Below are 19,862 nucleotides of genomic sequence, written 5' to 3' on the forward strand. Positions count from 1 at the left end.
CGAATGGGCGTAGCCTCGGCAGCATGTCGACGGCGATCTCCGTGGAACAGCTCGTCAAGTCGTTCGGAACCACTCGGGCTCTCGACGGTCTCGACCTCGAGCTCCGCCGAGGCGAGGTGCACGGATTCCTCGGCCCGAACGGATCCGGCAAGTCCACCACGATCCGCATTCTGCTCGGGCTGCTGCGTGCGGATTCCGGCCGGGTCGAACTGCTCGGGGGCGACCCGTGGCGCAACGCGGTGGACCTGCACCGGCGGCTCGCGTACGTACCCGGCGAGGTCAACCTGTGGCCCAACCTCACCGGCGGGGAGGCGATCGACCTGCTCGCCGGCCTGCGCGGCGGCATCGACGAACGCCGCCGTGCCGAACTGCTCGAACGCTTCGAGCTCGATCCCACCAAGAAGGCCCGCACGTACTCCAAGGGCAACCGGCAGAAGGTCGCGATCGTCGCCGCGCTCGCCTCGGATGTGGAGTTGTTCCTGTTCGACGAGCCCACCTCGGGTCTGGACCCGCTCAAGGACGAGGTGTTCCGGGACTGCGTCCGCGAGGCCGTCGCCGACGGGTGCTCGGTGCTGCTGTCGAGCCACGTCCTCGCCGAGGTCGAGGCGCTGTGCGACCGGGTGACCATCATCCGGCAGGGCCGCACCGTCGAATCCGGCACGCTGACCGAACTGCGACACCTGACCCGCACGTCGGTGGTCGCCGACACCGTGCGCCCGGTGGCCGGGCTCGAAGCGGTCCCCGGGGTGCACGACCTGCAGGTCGACGGCCTGCGGGTGCGCTGCGAGGTCGACACGGCCCGGATGGACGCGGTGCTGCGCGAGCTGCTCGACTTCGGCATCACGTCGCTCACCAGTACCCCACCCACCCTCGAGGAACTGTTCCTGCGGCACTACGGGGACGACCTGCCCGGCGAGCACATCCACGTCCCCGGCGAGCACCTCGCACACGGCCGCCCGGCCGTCGGCGACGGGGACGGCGCATGAGTGCCGCATTCGTCGGCACCGGCCGGCTGGTGCGTCTGGCGGCCCGCCGCGACCGCGTGCAGCTGCCGGTGTGGCTGGTGACGATCACGATCGTGTACGCGATCTCGGTGTCGAGCTTGAAGGGGCTCTATCCGACCGAGGAGGACCTGCACCTCATCGCCGTCAGCTCCGCCGTGTCGCCGGTGGTGCTGGCCACCAACGGCCTGGTCTCCGGGGACAGCCTCGGCGCGGTCGTCGCGGCGCAGACCCTGCTGTTCCTGGCCCTGGGGGCGGGTCTGATGAGCACGATGGCCGTGGTCCGGCACACCCGGCAGAACGAGGAGACCGGCCGCGCGGAGCTCGTCGGCGCCAGTGTGGTCGGTCGGCGTGCCCTGCTCACGGCGGCCCTGATCGTGGCCACAGCGGCGAATGTCGCGCTCGCGCTGCTGCTCGCGATCGTCTCCCTGGGTTTCGGACTGCCGCTGTCCGGATCCGTCGCACTCGGGGCGGCGACGGCGGCGGCCGGGATCGCGTTCGCGGCCGTCGCGGCGGTGAGCGCGCAGGTCGTCGAGGGGGCCCGGGCCGCGAACGGACTGGCCGGTGCCGCGCTGGGGTTCGCATTCCTGCTCCGCGCCGTCGGTGACAGCGCCGGCACCGTCGATCCCGACGGGGTCAGCGTCACGAGCATGTGGCTGTCGTGGCTCTCGCCGATCGGGTGGGCGCAGCAGATCCGGCCGTTCGACGAGGACGCCTGGTGGATCCTGGTGTTGTTCGTGATGTTCACCGTCGCGGCGACGTGGTCCGCGTACGAGCTGACCGGACGGCGCGACCACGGTGCCGGGCTGGTGCAACCGCGCCCGGGACCGGACCGCGCGGCGGCATGGCTGCCCACCGCGTGGGGCTTCGCGTGGCGGGTGCAGCGCACGACCTTGATGTGGTGGGCGTTCGGCATCGTCGTTCTCGCCGCGACGTACGGCAGCGTCGCGAACGAGATGGACAACTTCCTCGACGAGGGCGGCGCCGTCGCCGACATGATGAAGCAGCTCGGCGGCGGGGCGCAGGCCCTCACCGACGCGTACTTCGCGATGATCTTCCTGATGATGGCGTTGTTCACCAGCGGGTACGCGGTGCAGGCCGTGCTGCGGACGCACAGCGAGGAGACATCCGGGCGGGTCGAGCCGCTGCTGTCGACGGCCCTGGGCCGGGTGCCGTGGATGCTCGCCCACATCGGCATGGTGACGATCGGGGTGATCGTGCTGCAGGTCGTCACGGGCGTCACGCTGGCGGTCTCGTACGGTCTGACGGTCGGCGACGTCACCGGATCGCTCGGCAACCTGCTGCCGGCGTCGTTGGCGTTCGTCCCGGCCGTTCTCCTGGTGGGGGCGATGGCGGTGCTGTGCGTGGGCGTGGTGCCGCGGCGCGCCTCGAGCGTCGCATGGGGTGTCTTCGCCGTGTGGTTGCTCATCGGGCAGCTCGGCGTCCTGCTGGACCTGCCGCAGGCGGTGCTGGACCTGTCGCCGTTCGTCCACGTACCCCCGGTGCCGGCCGCGGAGATGCGGATGCTGCCGTTGCTGGTCCTGCTGGGTCTCGCGGTGCTCACGGCGACGGCGGGGGTCGGCGCGCTGCGCCGTCGCGATCTCGTCGTCCAGTGACCCGCCCCGTGTGCGCGGCCGAATGTCACATCGCGTCGATGTGACCGACGCGATGTGACATTCGGTCACAAGGCGTTCGGTCACAAGGCGTTCGGCCACAAAGCGTTCGGCCACCGCGCCGTTCGGTCACCGCGCGTCGAGCACGAGCCAGCCGCCGTGGTGTTCGAAGGCCTCGAAGGCGCGGCCGGTCGATTCGCCGAGGGTGTGCAGGGCCGGCAGGTCGAACGTGCGTACGTGGCCGTGGCAGGCCGTGGCCTCGTCCTCGAACGGCACGGCGATCACCACGCGTTCCCGGGCGATCCGCAGCGCCTCGGCGACGACCGCCGCGCCGGTGGCCGCGTCGACGTGCTCGAGCAGGTGGATCGCGGTGACGGTATCGGCGCTGTCGTCGGGCACGGGCACGTGGGCCGCGTCGCACACGAGGGTGTCCACCGCGAGGCCGAGGCGGGGCGCGACCGCGTCGAGCAGGGTCATGGTGCCGGGCAGGATGTCGGTGGCGGTCACGGCGACCCCGGCGCGGGCCAGGCGCAGGGGGAGGAACCCGAAGCACGAGCCGAGATCGAGGACGCGGCCACGGACGAGTTCGGCGGCCTTGTCGTGGATCGGGGCGAACTCGGCCGTGCCGTCGAGCAGTTCGGTCAGCGAGTTGCGGTAGTAGGTGACCCACGAATCGAGGGCGCCCGGCACGGTGGAGCGCACCAGCCCGACCATCGTCAGCTCGAACTCCTCCCGGCCGAGGTCGCTGCCGGCGATCGAGGCGGTGACGTCGGCGACCAGGCGTTCGCTGAGGTCCTCCGGTCCGAGGGAATGCGTGACGTGCAGTCGTCCCGCGTCGCGCCGCAGCGAGATCGGGCCCGCAGGTACCCGTTCCACCGTGACGTGGGCGTGCGACCACCGGCCGGTCGGGCAGGGGGCGAGAGAGTCGAGCACAGTCATTGCAGCGCAGCCTTTTTCGATGAGGTGGGGACGTCGGGGCCGGTGATGGACGGCGCGGCCGCGTCGAGGCCACTGTAGAGGGCGCGCATGCCGGCCGACAAGAGATCGGGCAGGGCGAGGGAGTCGTCGGCGAGCCACTGCTCGTACGCCGCCATCGCGACGCCGAGGACGAGATAGCCCACGGTGCGCGGGTAGTGGTCCTCCGTGGCACCTCCGATGCGGTGCGCGACGTACTCCGCGATCACGCGGCGCCAGCCCTCGTACATCACCACCGAGTACGCCTGCAGCGCCGGGACCCGCAGGATCAGGCCCATGCGGTCGCGGTGCAACGTCGCCTCCGAGGCGGGAAAGGTGTTGAAGTCCAGCAGTGCCGAGGTCAGTGCCTCGGCGAGGGGCACCTCGGGCGGCAGGGCGTCGAGATGGGCGCGCATCTGCTCGAGATGGGCGTCGAAGTCGCCCCAGGGCACGGCGTTCTTGGACGGGAAGTACCGGAAGAAGGTGCGCCGGGCGATTCCCGCGGTCTCCGCGATCTGGTCGACGCTGGTCTCGTCGAACCCCTGGGTGCGGAACAGTTCGATGCCGATCGCACTGAGGCCCTCCCTCGAGGTGGAGGGGCGACGACCTATCCGAGCGGACGGTTTCCGGCGGCTACGCATGGTGTGAGCCTTCCATGGGTGACATTCTGCACTCGATGCCATTACAGTGGTGAACCGAGTCACAGCGCAACAGGCCTGTGACGACCGACTCCGACCGTGGAGTCCCCATTCGAGGAGGAATGCATGTCCGATCGTGACAACAGCGTCGTCGAGTCCGACCTGATCGAGGAGTCCCTCGTGGAAGAGGTCTCCATCGACGGCATGTGCGGCGTGTACTGATCGTGCCCGCCGACGCCGCCGCCACCGTGATCGACTCGACCGAGGACGACTCGGCAGGGTTCGATCCGGACACGACGTGGAGGCTGCACCCGCAGGTAGCGCTTCGCCCCGAGCCGTTCGGGGCGTTGCTCTACCACTTCGGGACCCGCAAGCTCTCGTTCCTGAAGAACACCACGATCGTCCGGGTCGTCGAAACCCTCGATCAGCATCCGTCCGTACGGGCTGCGCTCGCTGCCCACGGAATCGACGAGCCCGCGCAGCGTCCGTACCTGCGTGCGCTGGCCACGCTGGCCGACTCCCACATGATCGTGCCGGCCTAGACCCTGCCCGCACACCTCCCGCCCGCCACCGACGAGGACGCAGCCCATGACCTCAGTGCTCGAATCCGCCGCAGTACGAGACGCTTCCGCCCCACCGAAGGTCGGCCGCCTGGTCGACCAGTTCGAGAAGGGCCTCGACGCCCCCATCTGCCTGACGTGGGAGCTGACCTACGCCTGCAACCTGTCGTGCGTGCACTGCCTGTCCTCGTCCGGTCGGCGGGACCCGCGTGAGCTGACCACCGAACAGTGCAAGGCCATCATCGACGAGCTGCAGCGCATGCAGGTGTTCTACGTCAACATCGGCGGCGGCGAGCCGACCGTGCGCTCGGACTTCTGGGAGCTCGTCGACTACGCCACCGAACACCAGGTGGGCGTGAAGTTCTCCACCAACGGCGTCAAGATCGACAAGAAGGTCGCCGCGCGGCTGGCGGCCTCGGACTACGTCGACGTGCAGATCTCGCTCGACGGCGCCACCGCCGAGGTCAACGACGCCGTGCGCGGCCCCGGTTCGTTCGCGATGGCCGTACGGGCACTCGAGAATCTCGCCGAGGCGGGCTTCCGCGACGCGAAGATCTCCGTCGTCGTCACCCGCCACAACGTCGACCAGCTCGACGAGTTCAAGGCCCTGGCCGACAGGTACGGCGCCACCCTGCGCATCACCCGGCTGCGCCCGTCGGGCCGCGCCGTGGACGTGTGGGACGACCTGCACCCCACCCACGAGCAGCAACGCCAGCTCTACAACTGGCTCGTCGCCCACGGCGAGGGCGTGCTCACCGGCGACTCGTTCTTCCACCTGTCCGCGTTCGGCGGGGCCGACGGTGCCGGCGCGCTGCCGGGGCTGAACCTGTGCGGCGCGGGCCGGGTGGTGTGCCTGATCGACCCGGTCGGCGACGTCTATGCCTGCCCGTTCGCGATCCACGACAAGTTCCTCGCCGGAAACATCCTGTCCGACGGCGGATTCCAGCAGGTATGGCAGCATTCGGAACTGTTCACCGAGCTGCGCTCCCCGCAGACCGGCGGTGCGTGCAGCAAGTGCACGTTCTACGATTCGTGCCGCGGCGGCTGCATGGCCGCCAAGTTCTTCACCGGTCTGCCGATGGACGGGCCGGACCCCGAATGTGTCCAGGGCTACGGCGAATCCGCGCTCAGCGCCGACCGCACCGTGCCCAAGTCCAGTGTCGACCATTCCCGCACCGGCGAGCGCCGCACCCCGCGCGCCCCCGTCCCCCTGAAGCTGATGGTGCGCCCGCCGTCGCGGGCGTGCGACGAGAACCCGCTCGCCGGAATGCAGTAGCCGGCGCCTTCCCCGCAGTACGAGAGGCAGATCCCCCATGGGCAACGACTGGTTCGAAACCGTTGCGGTCGCGCAGCAACGCGCGAAGAAGAAGCTCCCCAAGTCCGTCTACGGGGCCCTCGTGGCCGGCTCCGAGAAGGGCATCACCGTCGAGGACAACACGGCCGCGTTCGCCGAGCTCGGCTTCGCCCCGCACGTCGCGGGCCTGTCCGACAAGCGCGAGATGGGCACCCACGTCATGGGGCAGGACGTCGGCATGCCCGTGCTGATCTCCCCGACCGGAGTGCAGGCGGTGCACCCCGACGGCGAGGTCGCCGTCGCCCGTGCCGCCGCGGCCCGCGGCGTCGCGATGGGTCTGAGCTCGTTCGCGAGCAAGTCCATCGAAGAGGTCTCCGCCGCCAACGACAAGACCTTCTTCCAGATGTACTGGGTGGGCAGCCGGGACGTGCTCGTCCAGCGGATGGAGCGCGCCCGGGCGGCCGGCGCCAAGGGCCTGATCATGACCCTGGACTGGTCGTTCTCCAACGGCCGGGACTGGGGCAGCCCCGCGATCCCGGAGAAGATGGACCTCAAGGCGATGTTCCGGTTCGCACCCGAGGGCATCCTGCGGCCGAGCTGGCTGCTCGACTGGGCCAAGACCGGCAAGGTGCCGGACCTGACCACGCCGAACCTGACGCCGCCCGGTGGCAGCGCGCCGACGTTCTTCGGCGCCTACGGTGAATGGATGGGCACCCCGTTGCCCACGTGGGAGGACGTCGCGTGGCTGCGCGAGCAGTGGGGCGACGCGCCGTTCATGCTCAAGGGCGTGATGCGGGTCGACGACGCCAAGCGCGCAGTCGACGCCGGCGTCACCGCGATCTCGGTGTCCAACCACGGCGGCAACAACCTCGACGGCACCCCGGCCCCGATCCGCGCGCTCCCGGCGATCGCCGACGCGGTCGGCAAGGACGTGGAGGTGCTGCTCGACGGCGGCATCCGGCGCGGTAGCGACGTCGTCAAGGCCCTCGCGCTCGGCGCCAAGGCCGTCCTGATCGGCCGCGCGTACCTGTGGGGCCTCGCCGCCAACGGGCAGGCGGGCGTGGAGAACGTCCTCGACATCCTCGCCGGGGGCATCGGCTCGGCGCTCATCGGACTCGGCAAGACGTCGATCCACGAGCTGACCCCCGACGACATCGTCGTCCCGCCGAACTTCCGGCGCGACCTCGGAATCTGAGCGGTCCCCTCTGCCGATGGGCACTCTCACCGAACCGATCACCCTGGCCGGCCGCGACGCGCCGGCCAGGGTGCTCTTCGGACCGCACGAAACCAACCTCGGTGTGGGGAGGGCCTTTTCGCCTGAACACGTGGCGTACTACGAGCGCCGCGCCCGCGGCGGAGCCGGGTTGCTCGTCACCGAGGTCGCCTCCGTGCACCCGCACGACCAGCCGTACGAGCGGGCACCCCTGGCCGCGGAGGGCGGCCCCGGATGGGCGTCGATCGTCGCCGCGTGCCGGCCCCACGGCACCCTCGTGCTCGCCGGGCTCGGCCATGCCGGCCTGCAGGGGTCGAGTGCGTGGACGCAGGCTCCGCTGTGGGCACCGTCGCGGGTGGCCGATCCGGCCGGGCGCGAACTGCCGATGGAGGTCGGCGACGACGAGATCGGGGAGCTGGTCGAGGGGTTCGCCGCCGGCGCCGCCGTCGCGGTCGCGGCAGACGTCGACGGAATCGAGCTGGACGCGGGGCCGAACTCGCTGCTGCGCCAGTTCCTCTCGGGACTGACCAACCGGCGCACCGACCGCTACGGTGCCGACCGGTCGTTGCTGCTGCGACAGGTGATCGCGGCCGTGCGCGCCGAACTCGGTCCCGGCCGGATCCTGGCGCTGCGCCTGAGCTGCGACGAGGAGGCGCCCTGGGCCGGCATCACACCGGAGCAGGCCGCCGGTCACGCGTCCGTGCTCGCCCCGCACCTGGATCTGCTCACCGTCGTGCGCGGCGGACTCTACGCCCCCGGCGTGTACCGGCCCGACGCCCACACCCCGGCCGGGTTCAACACCGGGCTGTGCCGCGCCGTCCGCGATGCCGTGGCCGGCGCCGTGCCCGTCGTCCTGCAGGGCAGCATCGTCGAGCCCGTCGCCGCGCAGCGCGCCCTCGACGACGAAGTGTGCGACCTGGTGGAGATGACCCGCGCGCAGATCGCCGATCCGGACCTCGTCGCCGCCGTGCGCGACGGGCACACCCCCCGGCCGTGCGTGCGATGCAATCAGGCCTGCCTGGTGCGCGACTTCCGCAATCCCCGGGTCGGCTGCATCGGCAACGCGGAGGCCGGGCACGAGACCCGCACTCCGCAGCCCCCGACGGCCGTGACGCGCGACGTACTCGTCGTCGGTGGGGGGCCTGCCGGGCTCGAGGCCGCCCGCGTGCTGGCCGAACGCGGTCACCGGGTCCGTCTCGTCGAACGCGCCGGGCGCGTGGGCGGGATGCTGCGCACCGCGGCGGTGGGCACGGGACGCGACACGCTCTCCGCACTCGTCGACTGGCTCGAGGTCCGCTGCCGCGCGCTCGGCGTGCGGATCGACACCCGCAGCGCCGTCGCCGCCGCGGACCTCGACGCGGCCGCCGCCCAGGGGACGGTCGTCGTGCTCGCGACCGGCAGCCGCGACCGGCCCCCCGAGTACCCGGCGGAGGACGGGCACGTCGTGACCGCCGCGGGGCTGCTCGCCGGCGGCCCGATCCCCGTGCGGCCGGTGGTGGTGTGGGATCCGGTCGGCGGGCCCGTCGCCGTGGGCATCGCGGAACAACTCGCCGCCCAGGGGTACGACGTCTCGTATGCGACGACGGACCCGATCGCCGGTGCCCGGCTCGCGCCGACGGGCGACCTGGTCGCGGCCAACGCCCGGCTCCAGCGAGCGGGAGTCACCCGGCATCTGGGGGTCACCGTGCGCCGGGTCGGCGCCGACGCCGTCGAACTCGAGCACCGGCTGACCGGGCAGCGCACCGACGTCGCGGGCGCGCTGCTCGTCGACTGCGCCCCGGGTCTGCCGGAGGACAGCCTCTACCGCACCGGGCTCGTGCGGATCGGGGACTGCCTCGCGCCGCGCAGTGTCCACCACGCGGTACGCGAGGGCCACGCACTCGGATCCGAACTGTAACCTGTTCCAAAACGCTGGGATCGGAAGGATCGGCACATGGGCGAGTTCGACGGCAGGGTCGTGTTCATCACGGGTATCGCGCGCGGCCAGGGCCGCAACCACGCGATCCGGTTCGCGCGGGAGGGCGCCTCGATCATCGGCGTCGACATCGCCGGACCCGTCTCGGCGTACAACACGTACGCGCCGGTCACCGAAGCCGACTTCCACGAAACCGTCCAGCTCGTCGAGGCCGAAGGCGCGAAGATCCACGCCCGCATCGCCGACGTCCGCGACAGCGCCGCCCTGCAGGCCGTCGTCGACGAGGGCGTCGCCCAGTTCGGCCGCCTCGACGTCGTCGTCGCCAACGCGGGCATCTGCAACTGGAACCGCTTCTGGGAGATGCCCGACGAGCAGTTCGAGGAACTGATCGACATCAACCTCACCGGCGTCTTCAAGACCCTCAAGGCCGCCACGCCCGCCATGATCGAGGCCGGCAACGGCGGGTCGATCGTCGTCGTCAGCTCCGTCGCGGGTCTGAAGGCCATGCCCGGCCAGGCCAACTATGCCGCTGCGAAGTTCGGCCTCGTCGGCCTGACCCAGACCGCCGCCAAGGAGCTCGGTGAGTACCGCATCCGGGTCAACTCCATCCACCCCTACGGCGTGAACACGCCGATGGGCACCGACCACGGTGCGCTGAAGATGTTCGAGAAGTACCCGCACTGGTTGCCGAGCTTCGCGCCGATCCTCACCGAGAAGCCGATCGCCGACGTCGACGACATCACCGAGGCCGTGCTGTTCCTCGCGAGCGACCGGGCCAGGACGATCACCGGCAGCCAGATGGCCCTCGACCAGGGGAACTCGAAGGTGTGAGCGAGCCCCGCTCCGCCCGACCGTACCCGCGGCTGGCCGCCCCGCTGCGGCTCGGCCCGGTCACGCTGCGCAACCGGGTGGTGTTCTCCGCGCACCTGACCAACTTCGCCGTCGACGGCCTGCCGACCGCACAGCACGCCGCCTACTACGCCGCGCGGGCCCGCGGCGGGGCCGGTCTGATCGTCTCCGAGGAACACACCGTGCATCCGACGGACCGGCCCTACGAGAAGCTCATCCGCGGCTACGACCCCGCCGTGGTGCCCGGCTACCGGCGCATCACCGAGGCCGTGCACGGCCACGGGGGGCGAATCCTCGCGCAGCTCAACCACAACGGCGCCCAGGGCTCCGGCATGTACACCGGCCTGCCGCTGTGGGCCCCGAGCGCCGTGCCCGACCCGCTGTTCCGGGAGGTGCCCAAGGCCGTCGAGGAGCACGAGATCCGCGAGCTCGTCGACGGGTATGCCCGCGTCGCCGCACACTGCCGTGCCGGCGGGTTCGACGGTGTCGAACTGCAGTGCTCGCAGGCGTCGATCGTGCGGCAGTTCCTGTCGCCCGGCACCAACCGCCGCACCGACCGGTACGGCGGCCCGCTCCGGAACCGGGCACGGTTCCTGCTCGAGGTCGTCGCGGCGCTGCGCGCGGCCGTCGGGCCCGGCCTGGTCGTGGGGGTCCGGCTCAGCGGGCACGACGGCACCGACGGCGGGATCACCCTCGACGACGCAGTCGCGCTCGCCGCCCTGGTCGAGGACAGCGGGCACGTCGACTACGTCAACACCTCGATCGGCGTGGCCACCGAGACGCTGCACCTGATCGAGGCGTCCATGGCGACGCCGCACGGCTACGCGCTCTTCGTGCCCGACGCGATCCGGCGGCGGGTGCGCCTGCCGGTGGTCGGCGTCGGTCGCTTCACGACCCCGGCGCAGGCCGAGGCGGCGCTCGCCGCCGGGCGCTGCGACCTCCTCGGCGTCGTGCGCGGCCAGATCGCCGATCCCGACTTCGCCGCCGAAGCCCTCGCCGGCGACGACGAGGCGGTGCGCCCGTGCCTGGCCTGCAACCAGGAGTGCATCGGGCGGGTCGGCCTCGGGCGGTGGATCGGCTGCGTGGCCAACCCTCGCGCCGGACGCGAGGCGCAGCCGCTGCCCGATCCTCGCCGGCCCGGCCGGCGGATCCTCGTCGTCGGTGGCGGCCCGGCCGGGCTGCGCGCCGCCGCGACCGCCGCGCAGCGCGGGCACCGGGTCACCCTCTGTGAGAGCGCGGATGTGCTGGGCGGGCAGATCCGCACGGCCGCAACCGCGCCGGGCCGCGGCGAGCTCGGCGGTCTGGTCCGCAGTCTCGAGATCGAGTGCCGGCGCGCGGGCGTGGAGATCCGCACCGGCGTGCACGTCGACGCCGCGGTCGTGCGCGACGCGCATCCCGACGCGGTCGTCGTCGCGACCGGTGCGCGACCGCGGCGCCCGGACTGGGCCGGCGACACCGACCTCGTCGTCGACGTCCGCGACGTCCTCGACGACCGGGTGTCACCGCACGGCGACGTCCTCGTCGTCGACGACCTGGGCTTCCACCACGCGACGTCCGTGGCGGAGTTGCTCGCCGGCCGCGGCGCCGCGGTCACCGTCTGCACGGCCGGGATGATCGTCGGCCAGGACCTCGGGCTGACCCTCGACATGGAGGGCTGGACCCGCCGGGCGTACACCCTCGGCATCGAACAGCTGACCGACACGCTCGTCACCGCCGTCGCCGAACGCGACGGCAGGCTCGACGTGGCGCTGCGGCACCACCCGACCGCCGTCGCGCACCAGCGCACGGTCGACCGGGTGGTGGTGGCCACCCATCAGGATCCGGTGGACGAACTCTGGACAGCCTTGCGCGACAGCGCCTTCCACGTCGTGCGGATCGGTGATGCGCTCACCCCGCGGCGCGCGGACGCCGCGATCGTCGAGGGCGAGCGCGCCGCGATCCACTTCTAGCCGTGCGCGTTTCCGGTAGCCACCGCTACCGGAAACGCGCACGGGCCGCGCAGCGGCCTATCGGCTCGCGCGCTTGGTGGCCTCGGCCCAGGACTCGACCGCCGCGTACCCGTCACCCACGCCCTGGGTGAACGCGACCAGGGCCCCGTACATCCGGGTGCCTTCCACGGCGAGTTCCGTCTTCGCCACCCAGTCCGCGGCACGGGCCATCACGTGGGCGGAGATGTCGGCACCGTCCTGGGTGCCGCGGGAGGCGTGCAGGAACGACTCGTCGGCGATCTGGAAGGTCTGCACCACGGCGCGCCAGTAGTACTCCGCGTCCATCGCCGCGCGGACCTCGTAGTAGTCCGTGGCGTTCTGCCGCGCCACCGCCTCCTGCAGCGTCGTCGCCGCTCCGGAGATGCTGCGCAGCGGCACGTACACGGGATCGTCGGACGCCCCCCGTGTGGTTCGTCTACTCGTCACCGGCACGATGCTTTCAGACAATGGCACCCCCTCGATGGTCCACAAGATCATCGCACGCGCAAGTGCCGGCGCGGGTCAGCAGGTGAGCGCATCGCCCGGGCACGCCGGCGCGTGCCGCTGCGGATCGAACGGTTCGAACCACGCGTCGACGGTCGCGAACAGGGCGCGCTGGGGAATCCGGAAATCGCCGAGCCGCTCCTGTTCGGGCAGCGGCCCTTCGTCGCCGAGGTCGACGCCGCCCACCGTCGCGGCGACGGTGCGGACGGACCACAACCGGCGCGGTGCGGCACGGAACCACTGTCCGTTCGGTACGTCCCCGGTGAGGCGGATCCGGCCGGCGCCCAGGACCGGCCCGGCGAGGCGCGCCACCGCGGCCAGGGCCGCGGGGTGGTGCCGTATGCGGTCGGGTAGAAGCCGACCGGTCAGGGTCGCCAGGGCGGTGGACGGCGACGAGGTCACCTCTACGTCCCAGACGACGTCGTCGCCGGCCGTGATGTGCAGGCGGGACGGGCCGGTCCATGCGGCGGCGACGTCGGTGCGCACCGTCCGGCTGAGGGCGGCGCCGAGGTAGCGGGGGCATCCGTGCTCCGGCGCGGCATCGCTGTAGACGGTCCACCGGCCGTGCGGGTCGCGATGCCAGACCGAGGTGAAGGCCGGGCCCACCGATCCGGCGGTGAACCGGCGCAGTGCCAGACAGTGCCCACTGGCGAACGGTGCACCGATCACCGCGTATCCGGTGAACCGTTCCCCGGCGACCCCGGCCAGGGCGCGGGGCTCCTCGGCGGCTGCTCGCGGCGTGGTCTTCATGTCGTCCTCCTGCGGTGTTTCGGTTGTTCCGATCGTGCGCCGTGTCGTGTCCGGAAGGCATGGGGCCGATGCCTCATCTTTTGCCCGGGCGGGCCCCCGATTCCCGCGGCGGAGGACAATGGAGCCGTGCAGCGCAGGAGCGGGTCGTCTCCGGCGCCGCGGGACGGGCCGCGGCGCGCCGAGTTGCTCGCAGCGCTGTCCCTGGCGATCGACCTGGGCCTGGGGCAGCCCATGGAGCACATGCTGCGCTCCGCCGTACTGGCCGGACGGATCGCCGAGCGCATGGGGCTGGACGCCCGGCAGCAGGCCGTCGTCTACTACGCGAACCTCGTCGCCTGGATCGGATGCCACGCCGACTCGCACGAACTGGCGCAGGTGTTCGGCGACGACATCGCACTCCGCGCCGACACCTACGGGGTCGACATGACGGGGTTGCCGTTCCTGCGGATGCTGACGGGTCACGTCGGGCGCGGGCTCGACGGCCCGCGTCGCGGACTCGAGGTCGCCGCGTTCCTGCTGACCGCCCGCCGTCGCATGGCCGAACTGATCGGTTCGCACTGCGCGTCGGCGGGAGCGCTGTCCGACCGGGTGGGCCTCGACCGGCAGGTGGGTGCGGTCCTGGCCTATGCGTTCGAACGATGGGACGGGGCCGGGCTACCCGCGGGGGTACGCGGCGACGACATCCCGCTCGAGATGCACATCGTGCACCTGGCGGAGGTCTGCGAGGTCCATCTGCGAACCGGCGGGCCGTGGCGGGCCGTCGAGGTCGCCCGAGCGCGCAGCGGGACCCAGTTCTGTCCGCGGGTGGCACGGGTGTTCCGGGAGGGTGCGGACGAGTTCACCCACGATCTGCTCGAACGGGACGCATGGGCGGCGGCACTGGATCGGGCACCCGACCGTGAGTGCGTCCTCGCCGACGGCGAACTCGACGCGCTGCTGCGCGCGACGGCGGACTTTGTCGACCTGAAAGTCCCTTTCCTGCTGGGCCATTCGCGGTCCGTCGCCGACCTCGCGGCGGCGGCGGGTCGCCTGCGCGGCCTGCCGGAGACGGACACCGCGGTGCTCTACCGGGCCGGTCTCGTCCACGGTCTCGGGCGAATGGGGGTGTCCAACCGGATCTGGGAGAAGCCCGGTCCGCTCACCGCCACCGAATGGGAGCGGGTCCGGCTGTATCCGTACCTGACCGGGCGGATCCTCAGCCGTGTCACCGGCATGGAGGACGTCGTCGCCGTCGCGACCACGCACCGCGAACGCCTCGACGGCTCCGGATATCCCAACGGCGTCCGCGGCCGCGACCTGAGTGTCGCCGATCGGCTGCTCGCCGCGGCGGAGACGTACCAGCGCTTCGGGGAACCCCGGCCGCATCGTGATGCGCTCACCCCCGATCACGCGGCGGAGCGCCTGCGGCGAGAGGCCCGCGGCGGCCGCCTCGACGCCGAGGCCGTCGAGGCGGTGCTGACGGCGGCCGGGCACCGGCAGGTGCGACGCGCGCCCTGGCCGGCCGGACTGACCGCCCGGGAGGTGGCGGTGTTGCGGCTCGTCGCCCGGGGCCGCTCCAACCGGCAGATCGCCGCAGAGTTGTGCATCGCGGAGAAGACGGCGCGCAACCACGTCGAGCGCGTCTACGTCAAGCTCGGGGTGGACAACCGCACGCGGGCCGGCCTGGCCGCCGTCGACCTCGGGCTGGCGTGGTGAACCACGGGCGGACGACGGCCACGAACGGTGCACGGCCGGGTGTCGCGGTGCTCCCGCCCGGCCGGGTTCAGCGGCTCGGGTCGGTCCTGGCGCCGCCCCTCCGCTCCACGAGACTGTTGACGAGTCCGGCGGCGGTCGCGGCGTCGTCGACCACGACCAGGGTGCGCGCGCCGTCGCGCCGGTGCAGCACCAGGGCAGGGCCACCGCGCAGGACGAACCCCCGTGCACCGCGCAGCGGGCCGAACACTGCCATGCGGTATCCGTAGCCACCGAAGTGCCGCAGCGGTGCCACGTCGGTGACGGAGGCGGAGGCGATGTCACCGAGCCGAGTGTGCAGGTGCGGCCACCCGAACATTCCCGCGACGGTGACCCCGCGGGCGTCGACGGTGACGCGGATCGAGCAGGTCGCAGCCACCAGCACCGCGAGCAGCACGGCCAGGCCCAGCAGGATCCACAGCCGGGTCAGCACGCCCATCGCGGCGACGAGGCCGATCGCCGCGACCAGCGCACTCGTCGTGACGTTGCCGGTGGCCACCGAGCGGGTCCACACCACGAGTTCGTCTGTGCCGACCGGAATTCGTGGTGCCTCCGCGGCCGGGGGAGTGGCGGGTCCCCGCGACCACCGTGGTATCGCCGCGGCGGCGGCGGCCCCGAGGGCGAGGCCGACGCCGAGTGCGGCGAGGAGCGACGTCCCCGGCGGTGCGGCTGCGGCGGCGTCGGCGAGACCCCGTTGCGAGCCGGTCGCCAGCACGATCAGGGTGGTCACGAACGCGACGGTGCCGGTGACGGTCGCGGCGACCGCGCGGGTGAGGGCGGGGTCGGCGGCGGCAGCCCGGGCGAGACCGAAACCGAGGGCGGCGAACAGCGCACCGAATCCCAGCACCAGCGCGATGGTTGCGGGGAGTCCGGCGAATCCGTCCGCGGTGCCGTCGAGGTTCCAGTGCGTCGCGATCGGATCCGGCAGTTGCGCACGCCAGTTCCGGAGCACGAGCGCGCCGGCGGCGGCGACGCCCAGCGGGGCGACCGTGGAACCGAGGAGGATACGGCCGGCGGGGCGCCCGCCGGTGCCGGGATCGTCTGTCATCTGTACTCCGCTCTGATCAGGTCGACGAGGCCGTCGGCGCTCAGCCCGACGCGCTTGGCGTGCGCGACGACCTCAGCGACGGCGGAATGAACGGCGGCATAGCCGGTTTCGGCGCGATCGGTGACGACCGCACCGCGTCCGCGACGCAGCTCCACCAGGCCTTCGTCGCGCAGCTGCTGATAGCCCCGCAGCACGGTGTGGACGTTGAGGCCGAGCGAGGCGGCCAGGTCGCGTGCACCGGGGAGGCGCTCGCCCGCCCGGACCTCGCCGCGGGCCACCGCGCCGCGCACGGCCGCAGCCAGCTGCACGAACAGCGGGTCCGGCGAGTTCGGATCCAGTCTGATGAGCACGACACCAGCATATTGTTCTATTTGAGATAGAACAAGTCGGCTATTTGCAGCGGCTGGTGCGTCCGGTCGCTGCCGAGCCGGGCGGGGGACTCAGTCGCGGGCCTGCCATCCGCGATGGAGCATGTCGAGTGCCTCGTGCAGCAGCGCGTCCCTGTCGGCGGGGACCGAGGCCGGGATCTGGTGCAGTGCGGCCAACCGGGCGATGCCGTAGACGGTGCCCCACGCGGCCGCGCACCGTCGCAGAACGTCGGCTTCGTCGATGCCTGCGGGTTGGCAGGCCGCGACGGTGTCGTGCAGCAGCTCCCAGTAGTCGGCCGCGGCCTGCTGCAGGCGTGGGTGGTCGGCCTTGTCGACCGTGGGCCCGTAGGCCAGGTCGTGCACGTGCGGGTTGTCCCGCACGAAGCGCACGTAGGCGCCGGCGAGGGCGTGGAGCCGGTGCAGGGGGTCGGGGCCTGCGGCTTCGACGGCGGCGGCGGCCGTCGCCGCGGCCCGCCGGAGTCCGGTCCCGGCCACCGCCGCGAGGAACCGGCGCTTGGTGCCGAAGTGCACGTAGGGCGCCTGGTGGCTCACGTCCAGTTGTTGTGCCACCCGGCGCAGGCTGAGCCGTTCCGCGGGCTCCTCGCGCAACTGCTCGAGTGCGGTCTGGAGCAGGCGTTCGTCGAGGCTCGGGCTCGTCCGCCCGGCTCCCGGGCCCCCATTGACACTGTCAACCATGCGGAGGACCATAGCACTTGACAATGTCAACCGGGAACCGGAGGCGGTGAGGGCGATGACCCGGAAGATCTCGACCGGAGTGGGCTCGCTGGCCGTGCGAGTGCGGGGCCAGGGTCCGACCGCCGTGCTGTGGCACAGCCTGTTCGTCGACGAAAGATCCTGGGGCCGAGTCGAAGACGAGCTGGCAACCGAACGGCGGGTCGTGTCCGTCACCGGCCCGGGGCACGGGGCGAGCGATGATCCCGGCCGGCGCTACACCCTCGCCGAATGCGCCGCGGCGGCCGGAACGATACTCGACGAACTCGGCGTCGACGAACCCGTCGACTGGATCGGCAACGCCTGGGGCGGCCACATCGGCATCGTCTTCGCGACCGACGCGGCGCCGCGCTGCCGGACGCTGGTGACGCTGGGGACGCCCGTCCAGGCGCTGAACCGGACGGAGCGCGCACGCACGGTATTCCTCCTCGCCGCCCACCGGATGCTCGGCCCCGTCGGCTTCATCCGCTCGGGGGTGACGAACGTATTGCTCTCCGCCGCAACGAGGAAACGCGATCCGGAGGCGGTCGCCCTCGTCGGGGACTGCCTCGTCCGCGCCGACCGGGCGGCACTGCGCAACGCGGTCGTCTCCATCTCGCTGCACCGCCCCGATCTGACCGACCGTCTGCCCGGGCTGTCCGTGCCGACCCTCTTCGTCACCGGCAGCGACCACAAGGGGTGGACGCCGGAGCAGGCGCGCGCGGCGAGCCGCCTGGTGCCGCAGGGCTCGTGCGCCGTCGTGGACGGCGCCGCGTACCTCGTCCCGCTCGAGGCGCCCGCCGAGACGACGGATCTGGTGCGGCGATTCTGGTCGGCGTCGGTGCCGGAGTACCCGTGACGGCGTTCGACGCCGTTCACAGTCCGCGTCGCATCACCGCCCGCGGCCACCGATCCAGACCGCGGGCGGCCTCCTCACGACGGATCCGGCGCAGGCCCGGACCGAGGTCGTCGTCGCGCACGAACTCGAAGCCGAGCCGCCGGTAGTAGGGCCCGTTCCAGGGGACGTCGACGAAGGTGGTCAGCGTCAGCGCGGGCAGCGCCCGAACGCGTGCCCAGGTCGCGAGGTGATCGATCAGGACCCGGCCGAGCCCGCGGCGCGCGTGCTCGGGATGCACCGACACCTGCGCGACGTGGGCGGTGCCGCCGACGATCTCGGCGAGTAGGTAGGCCACCGGGCGGTCGTCACCGTCGGTACCCACCCACACGCGCCCGGCGGTCACGTACTCGCGCAGCTCCGCGAGCGTGGGCGGCGCGTCGTCGGCGACGGCGTCCATGCCGAGCTCGGTGAACGCCCGTCCGGCCGCACGTTCGATGTCCTGCAGCAGCGGCAGGTCCGCCGCGGTGGCCGGGCGGATGCGGTGCGCGGCGTCCTGCGGCGGCAGGTCCTTGGCGAAGTACAGCGACGAGTCCGAACAGGCGTACTCACCGAACCGCTCGGCCAGCGGAACGTACCCGGCCGCCGCGTACATCGCGAGCGCCTCGGGCTGCTCGGTGCCGGTCTCGAGCACCATGCGGCGCCGGCCCGCCTCGGCGGCGGTGCGCTCGAGCTCGGCCAGGATCCGCCGCGCCACGCCTCGTCGGCGCAGACCCGCGCGCACGTACATGCGCTTGATCTCGGCGTCGCCGTCGCGCAGTCCGGGGTGCGCCGAGTTCCGCGCCCGCCATCCGCCGATGCCGGCCGGGACGTCGTCCAGCGACGCGAGCAGGAAGATGCCGTGGGGTGGATCGAACTCCTGCGGGTGCAGCAGCGTGTGGTCGGGACCGCCGTACCGGCGGACGTATTCGAGTTGCACCTCGTCGACGAGCGAGTGCACCGCGGCGTCGTCGAGGGAACGCGGTTCGATGTGCACGCCCGCAGGCTAGCGCGCGGAATACTGGGAGCATGAGCACCGTCGCCGACGGAGTGGACTTCGTGGCCGCTCCGTGGCTCTACCCCGGACCCGCCGCGCCGGGGACGGGCCTGCTCACCCGCGACGGCTACCACCGCGCACGTGCTCGCGCCGACTTCGGTGCGAGCACCCTGCGGCTCGCCGGTACCAGCCGGACCGTCGACGGCGCGCTCCGGGCGGCCGGCGTCGACGGCGTCCGGGACCGGCGTCTCGTCGTCGCCGTGGGGTCCAACGCCTGTCCCGCGGTGGTGGCGCGCAAGTTGACGGCCGGGCACGTCGACCCCACCGTGCCTTTCCTGCGCGCGACGGTGACGGGCATGGCGGTCGGGCACAGCGCCCACGTCAGCGTGGCCGGTTACGTCGCGGCGACCGCGTTCCGCCGGCCGGGGGCCCGCACCGCGGTGTTCGCGTCGCTGCTGGACCGGGACCAGCTCGCGTGCCTCGACGCGACGGAGCCGAACTACACGCGCCGCGCCGTGACCGCGGACGAGTGCATTCTCGCGATCGACGGGGGAGCGCGGCCGGTGGGCTTCGACGTGTACGTCTCGAAGTGGGGCACCCTCGCGCCGCCCGGGGGGTCGCCGATACCGCTGCAGACCCAGGAGGCGCTGTTCGGCACACTGCTGCGCGAGTGCGCCGGCTTCGCGGCACTCGTGGGCCGCCGACCGCACGAGTATCGGTCCGTGATGACGGAACTCGCCGGAGCGGCAGACCTGCGCGCAGCCCTGCGACGGTCGTTCGCCGCGTCGGGCTGGGCCTCCCGCAGCGGCTTCGGCGACTGATCCGGGTGCCGAAAGACGGGTGCGGCCGCTCGGCCGATGCGGCGACGACACCCC

The 19,862-nt window shown here is 72.3% G+C and carries 20 protein-coding genes; 12 read left to right on the top strand and 8 right to left on the bottom strand.

Annotated features, from left to right (window positions below; translation table 11 throughout):
- Positions 1-23: 23 nt before the first annotated feature.
- Positions 24-986: an ABC transporter ATP-binding protein gene (locus RR3_RS12850; protein WP_010591957.1), complete on the top strand. Its 963-nt coding sequence runs from the start codon at positions 24-26 to the stop codon at positions 984-986.
- Complete coding sequence (locus RR3_RS12855; RefSeq protein WP_064065897.1) at positions 983-2,617, top strand: ABC transporter permease; 1,635 nt, start codon at positions 983-985, stop codon at positions 2,615-2,617. Before RR3_RS12850 ends, RR3_RS12855 begins: the two co-directional genes overlap by 4 nt.
- Positions 2,618-2,743: 126 nt before the next feature.
- Here RR3_RS12855 and mftM read toward each other — a convergent pair whose 3' ends face one another.
- Together mftM and mftR are read right to left on the bottom strand one after the other, a co-directional pair.
- Positions 2,744-3,553, bottom strand: a complete 810-nt coding sequence (gene mftM / locus RR3_RS12860) for a mycofactocin oligosaccharide methyltransferase MftM (RefSeq protein ID WP_010591955.1) — start codon at positions 3,551-3,553, stop codon at positions 2,744-2,746.
- A complete protein-coding gene (gene mftR / locus RR3_RS12865) occupies positions 3,550-4,209 on the bottom strand; it encodes a mycofactocin system transcriptional regulator MftR (RefSeq protein ID WP_010591954.1) in 660 nt (219 codons plus the stop codon). The genes mftM and mftR overlap by 4 nt, the downstream gene beginning before the upstream one ends.
- A 123-nt stretch (positions 4,210-4,332) precedes the next feature.
- Here mftR and mftA point away from each other — a divergent pair, with 123 nt between their 5' ends.
- The 7 genes from mftA to RR3_RS12900 are packed head-to-tail and all read left to right on the top strand — an operon-like array spanning position 4,333 to position 11,986.
- Positions 4,333-4,428, top strand: coding sequence for a mycofactocin precursor MftA (gene mftA, locus RR3_RS12870; RefSeq protein ID WP_010591953.1), 96 nt, complete (start codon positions 4,333-4,335; stop codon positions 4,426-4,428).
- Positions 4,413-4,748 (top strand): mycofactocin biosynthesis chaperone MftB, encoded by a 336-nt coding sequence (gene mftB, locus RR3_RS12875; protein WP_010591952.1) that lies wholly within the window; start codon positions 4,413-4,415, stop codon positions 4,746-4,748. The genes mftA and mftB overlap by 16 nt, the downstream gene beginning before the upstream one ends.
- Before the next feature lie 46 nt (positions 4,749-4,794).
- Positions 4,795-6,042: a mycofactocin radical SAM maturase gene (mftC, locus tag RR3_RS12880; protein ID WP_010591951.1), complete on the top strand. Its 1,248-nt coding sequence runs from the start codon at positions 4,795-4,797 to the stop codon at positions 6,040-6,042.
- A 37-nt stretch (positions 6,043-6,079) separates the two neighbouring features.
- Positions 6,080-7,255, top strand: a complete 1,176-nt coding sequence (gene mftD, locus RR3_RS12885) for a pre-mycofactocin synthase MftD (RefSeq protein WP_010591950.1) — start codon at positions 6,080-6,082, stop codon at positions 7,253-7,255.
- 16 nt (positions 7,256-7,271) lie between these two features.
- A complete protein-coding gene (locus RR3_RS12890) occupies positions 7,272-9,170 on the top strand; it encodes a mycofactocin system FadH/OYE family oxidoreductase 1 (protein ID WP_064065898.1) in 1,899 nt (632 codons plus the stop codon).
- A 36-nt stretch (positions 9,171-9,206) separates the two neighbouring features.
- The gene (locus RR3_RS12895) at positions 9,207-10,019 is read left to right on the top strand and encodes a mycofactocin-coupled SDR family oxidoreductase (RefSeq protein ID WP_010591947.1); all 813 of its coding nucleotides are present in this window, start codon (positions 9,207-9,209) and stop codon (positions 10,017-10,019) included.
- On the top strand, positions 10,016-11,986 hold the full coding sequence (locus RR3_RS12900; RefSeq protein WP_040272194.1) for a mycofactocin system FadH/OYE family oxidoreductase 2: 1,971 nt from the start codon (positions 10,016-10,018) through the stop codon (positions 11,984-11,986). The genes RR3_RS12895 and RR3_RS12900 overlap by 4 nt, the downstream gene beginning before the upstream one ends.
- A 57-nt stretch (positions 11,987-12,043) precedes the next feature.
- Here RR3_RS12900 and RR3_RS12905 read toward each other — a convergent pair whose 3' ends face one another.
- Both RR3_RS12905 and RR3_RS12910 read right to left on the bottom strand, forming a co-directional pair.
- Positions 12,044-12,451 carry a hypothetical protein gene (locus RR3_RS12905; RefSeq protein WP_228287072.1) on the bottom strand — a complete coding sequence of 136 codons (408 nt, stop codon included), beginning with the start codon at positions 12,449-12,451 and terminating at the stop codon, positions 12,044-12,046.
- A 75-nt stretch (positions 12,452-12,526) separates the two neighbouring features.
- The gene (locus tag RR3_RS12910; RefSeq protein WP_064065899.1) at positions 12,527-13,258 is read right to left on the bottom strand and encodes a hypothetical protein; all 732 of its coding nucleotides are present in this window, start codon (positions 13,256-13,258) and stop codon (positions 12,527-12,529) included.
- 126 nt (positions 13,259-13,384) lie between these two features.
- Here RR3_RS12910 and RR3_RS12915 point away from each other — a divergent pair, with 126 nt between their 5' ends.
- The gene (locus RR3_RS12915; protein ID WP_064065900.1) at positions 13,385-14,953 is read left to right on the top strand and encodes an HD domain-containing phosphohydrolase; all 1,569 of its coding nucleotides are present in this window, start codon (positions 13,385-13,387) and stop codon (positions 14,951-14,953) included.
- A 67-nt stretch (positions 14,954-15,020) separates the two neighbouring features.
- On the opposite strand, the gene RR3_RS12920 is transcribed toward RR3_RS12915, so the two are convergent.
- The 3 genes from RR3_RS12920 to RR3_RS12930 form a co-directional block, all read right to left on the bottom strand.
- Positions 15,021-16,037 carry a DUF1648 domain-containing protein gene (locus RR3_RS12920; protein ID WP_064065901.1) on the bottom strand — a complete coding sequence of 339 codons (1,017 nt, stop codon included), beginning with the start codon at positions 16,035-16,037 and terminating at the stop codon, positions 15,021-15,023.
- Positions 16,034-16,387, bottom strand: coding sequence for a GntR family transcriptional regulator (locus RR3_RS12925; protein WP_010591941.1), 354 nt, complete (start codon positions 16,385-16,387; stop codon positions 16,034-16,036). The genes RR3_RS12920 and RR3_RS12925 overlap by 4 nt, the downstream gene beginning before the upstream one ends.
- Positions 16,388-16,477: 90 nt before the next feature.
- Positions 16,478-17,101, bottom strand: coding sequence for a TetR/AcrR family transcriptional regulator (locus RR3_RS12930; RefSeq protein WP_225222521.1), 624 nt, complete (start codon positions 17,099-17,101; stop codon positions 16,478-16,480).
- A 55-nt stretch (positions 17,102-17,156) separates the two neighbouring features.
- Between RR3_RS12930 and RR3_RS12935 the strand changes: the two genes are divergently transcribed.
- Positions 17,157-17,975, top strand: coding sequence for an alpha/beta fold hydrolase (locus tag RR3_RS12935; protein ID WP_010591939.1), 819 nt, complete (start codon positions 17,157-17,159; stop codon positions 17,973-17,975).
- Between the two features lie 16 nt (positions 17,976-17,991).
- Here the strand turns inward: RR3_RS12935 and RR3_RS12940 are convergent, their stop codons facing one another.
- A complete protein-coding gene (locus RR3_RS12940) occupies positions 17,992-18,987 on the bottom strand; it encodes a GNAT family N-acetyltransferase (RefSeq protein WP_072786433.1) in 996 nt (331 codons plus the stop codon).
- A 32-nt stretch (positions 18,988-19,019) separates the two neighbouring features.
- Here RR3_RS12940 and RR3_RS12945 point away from each other — a divergent pair, with 32 nt between their 5' ends.
- Positions 19,020-19,808, top strand: coding sequence for a hypothetical protein (locus RR3_RS12945; protein ID WP_040272202.1), 789 nt, complete (start codon positions 19,020-19,022; stop codon positions 19,806-19,808).
- Positions 19,809-19,862 lie beyond the last annotated feature (54 nt).

The organism is Rhodococcus ruber NBRC 15591 (assembly GCF_001894945.1).
In the GTDB taxonomy this organism is placed as follows: domain Bacteria; phylum Actinomycetota; class Actinomycetes; order Mycobacteriales; family Mycobacteriaceae; genus Rhodococcus; species Rhodococcus ruber.

What these genes read in the sequence shown, in the direction of transcription:
- RR3_RS12850 (WP_010591957.1), top strand. Translation starts at nt 24, where the DNA reads ATGTCGACGGCGATCTCCGTGGAACAGCTCGTCAAGTCGTTCGGAACC.
- RR3_RS12855 (WP_064065897.1), top strand. Translation starts at nt 983, where the DNA reads ATGAGTGCCGCATTCGTCGGCACCGGCCGGCTGGTGCGTCTGGCGGCC.
- mftM (WP_010591955.1), bottom strand. Translation starts at nt 3,553, where the DNA reads ATGACTGTGCTCGACTCTCTCGCCCCCTGCCCGACCGGCCGGTGGTCG.
- mftR (WP_010591954.1), bottom strand. Translation starts at nt 4,209, where the DNA reads ATGCGTAGCCGCCGGAAACCGTCCGCTCGGATAGGTCGTCGCCCCTCC.
- mftA (WP_010591953.1), top strand. Translation starts at nt 4,333, where the DNA reads ATGTCCGATCGTGACAACAGCGTCGTCGAGTCCGACCTGATCGAGGAG.
- mftC (WP_010591951.1), top strand. Translation starts at nt 4,795, where the DNA reads ATGACCTCAGTGCTCGAATCCGCCGCAGTACGAGACGCTTCCGCCCCA.
- mftD (WP_010591950.1), top strand. Translation starts at nt 6,080, where the DNA reads ATGGGCAACGACTGGTTCGAAACCGTTGCGGTCGCGCAGCAACGCGCG.
- RR3_RS12890 (WP_064065898.1), top strand. Translation starts at nt 7,272, where the DNA reads ATGGGCACTCTCACCGAACCGATCACCCTGGCCGGCCGCGACGCGCCG.
- RR3_RS12895 (WP_010591947.1), top strand. Translation starts at nt 9,207, where the DNA reads ATGGGCGAGTTCGACGGCAGGGTCGTGTTCATCACGGGTATCGCGCGC.
- RR3_RS12910 (WP_064065899.1), bottom strand. Translation starts at nt 13,258, where the DNA reads ATGAAGACCACGCCGCGAGCAGCCGCCGAGGAGCCCCGCGCCCTGGCC.
- RR3_RS12920 (WP_064065901.1), bottom strand. Translation starts at nt 16,037, where the DNA reads ATGACAGACGATCCCGGCACCGGCGGGCGCCCCGCCGGCCGTATCCTC.
- RR3_RS12930 (WP_225222521.1), bottom strand. Translation starts at nt 17,101, where the DNA reads ATGGTTGACAGTGTCAATGGGGGCCCGGGAGCCGGGCGGACGAGCCCG.
- RR3_RS12935 (WP_010591939.1), top strand. Translation starts at nt 17,157, where the DNA reads ATGACCCGGAAGATCTCGACCGGAGTGGGCTCGCTGGCCGTGCGAGTG.
- RR3_RS12945 (WP_040272202.1), top strand. Translation starts at nt 19,020, where the DNA reads ATGAGCACCGTCGCCGACGGAGTGGACTTCGTGGCCGCTCCGTGGCTC.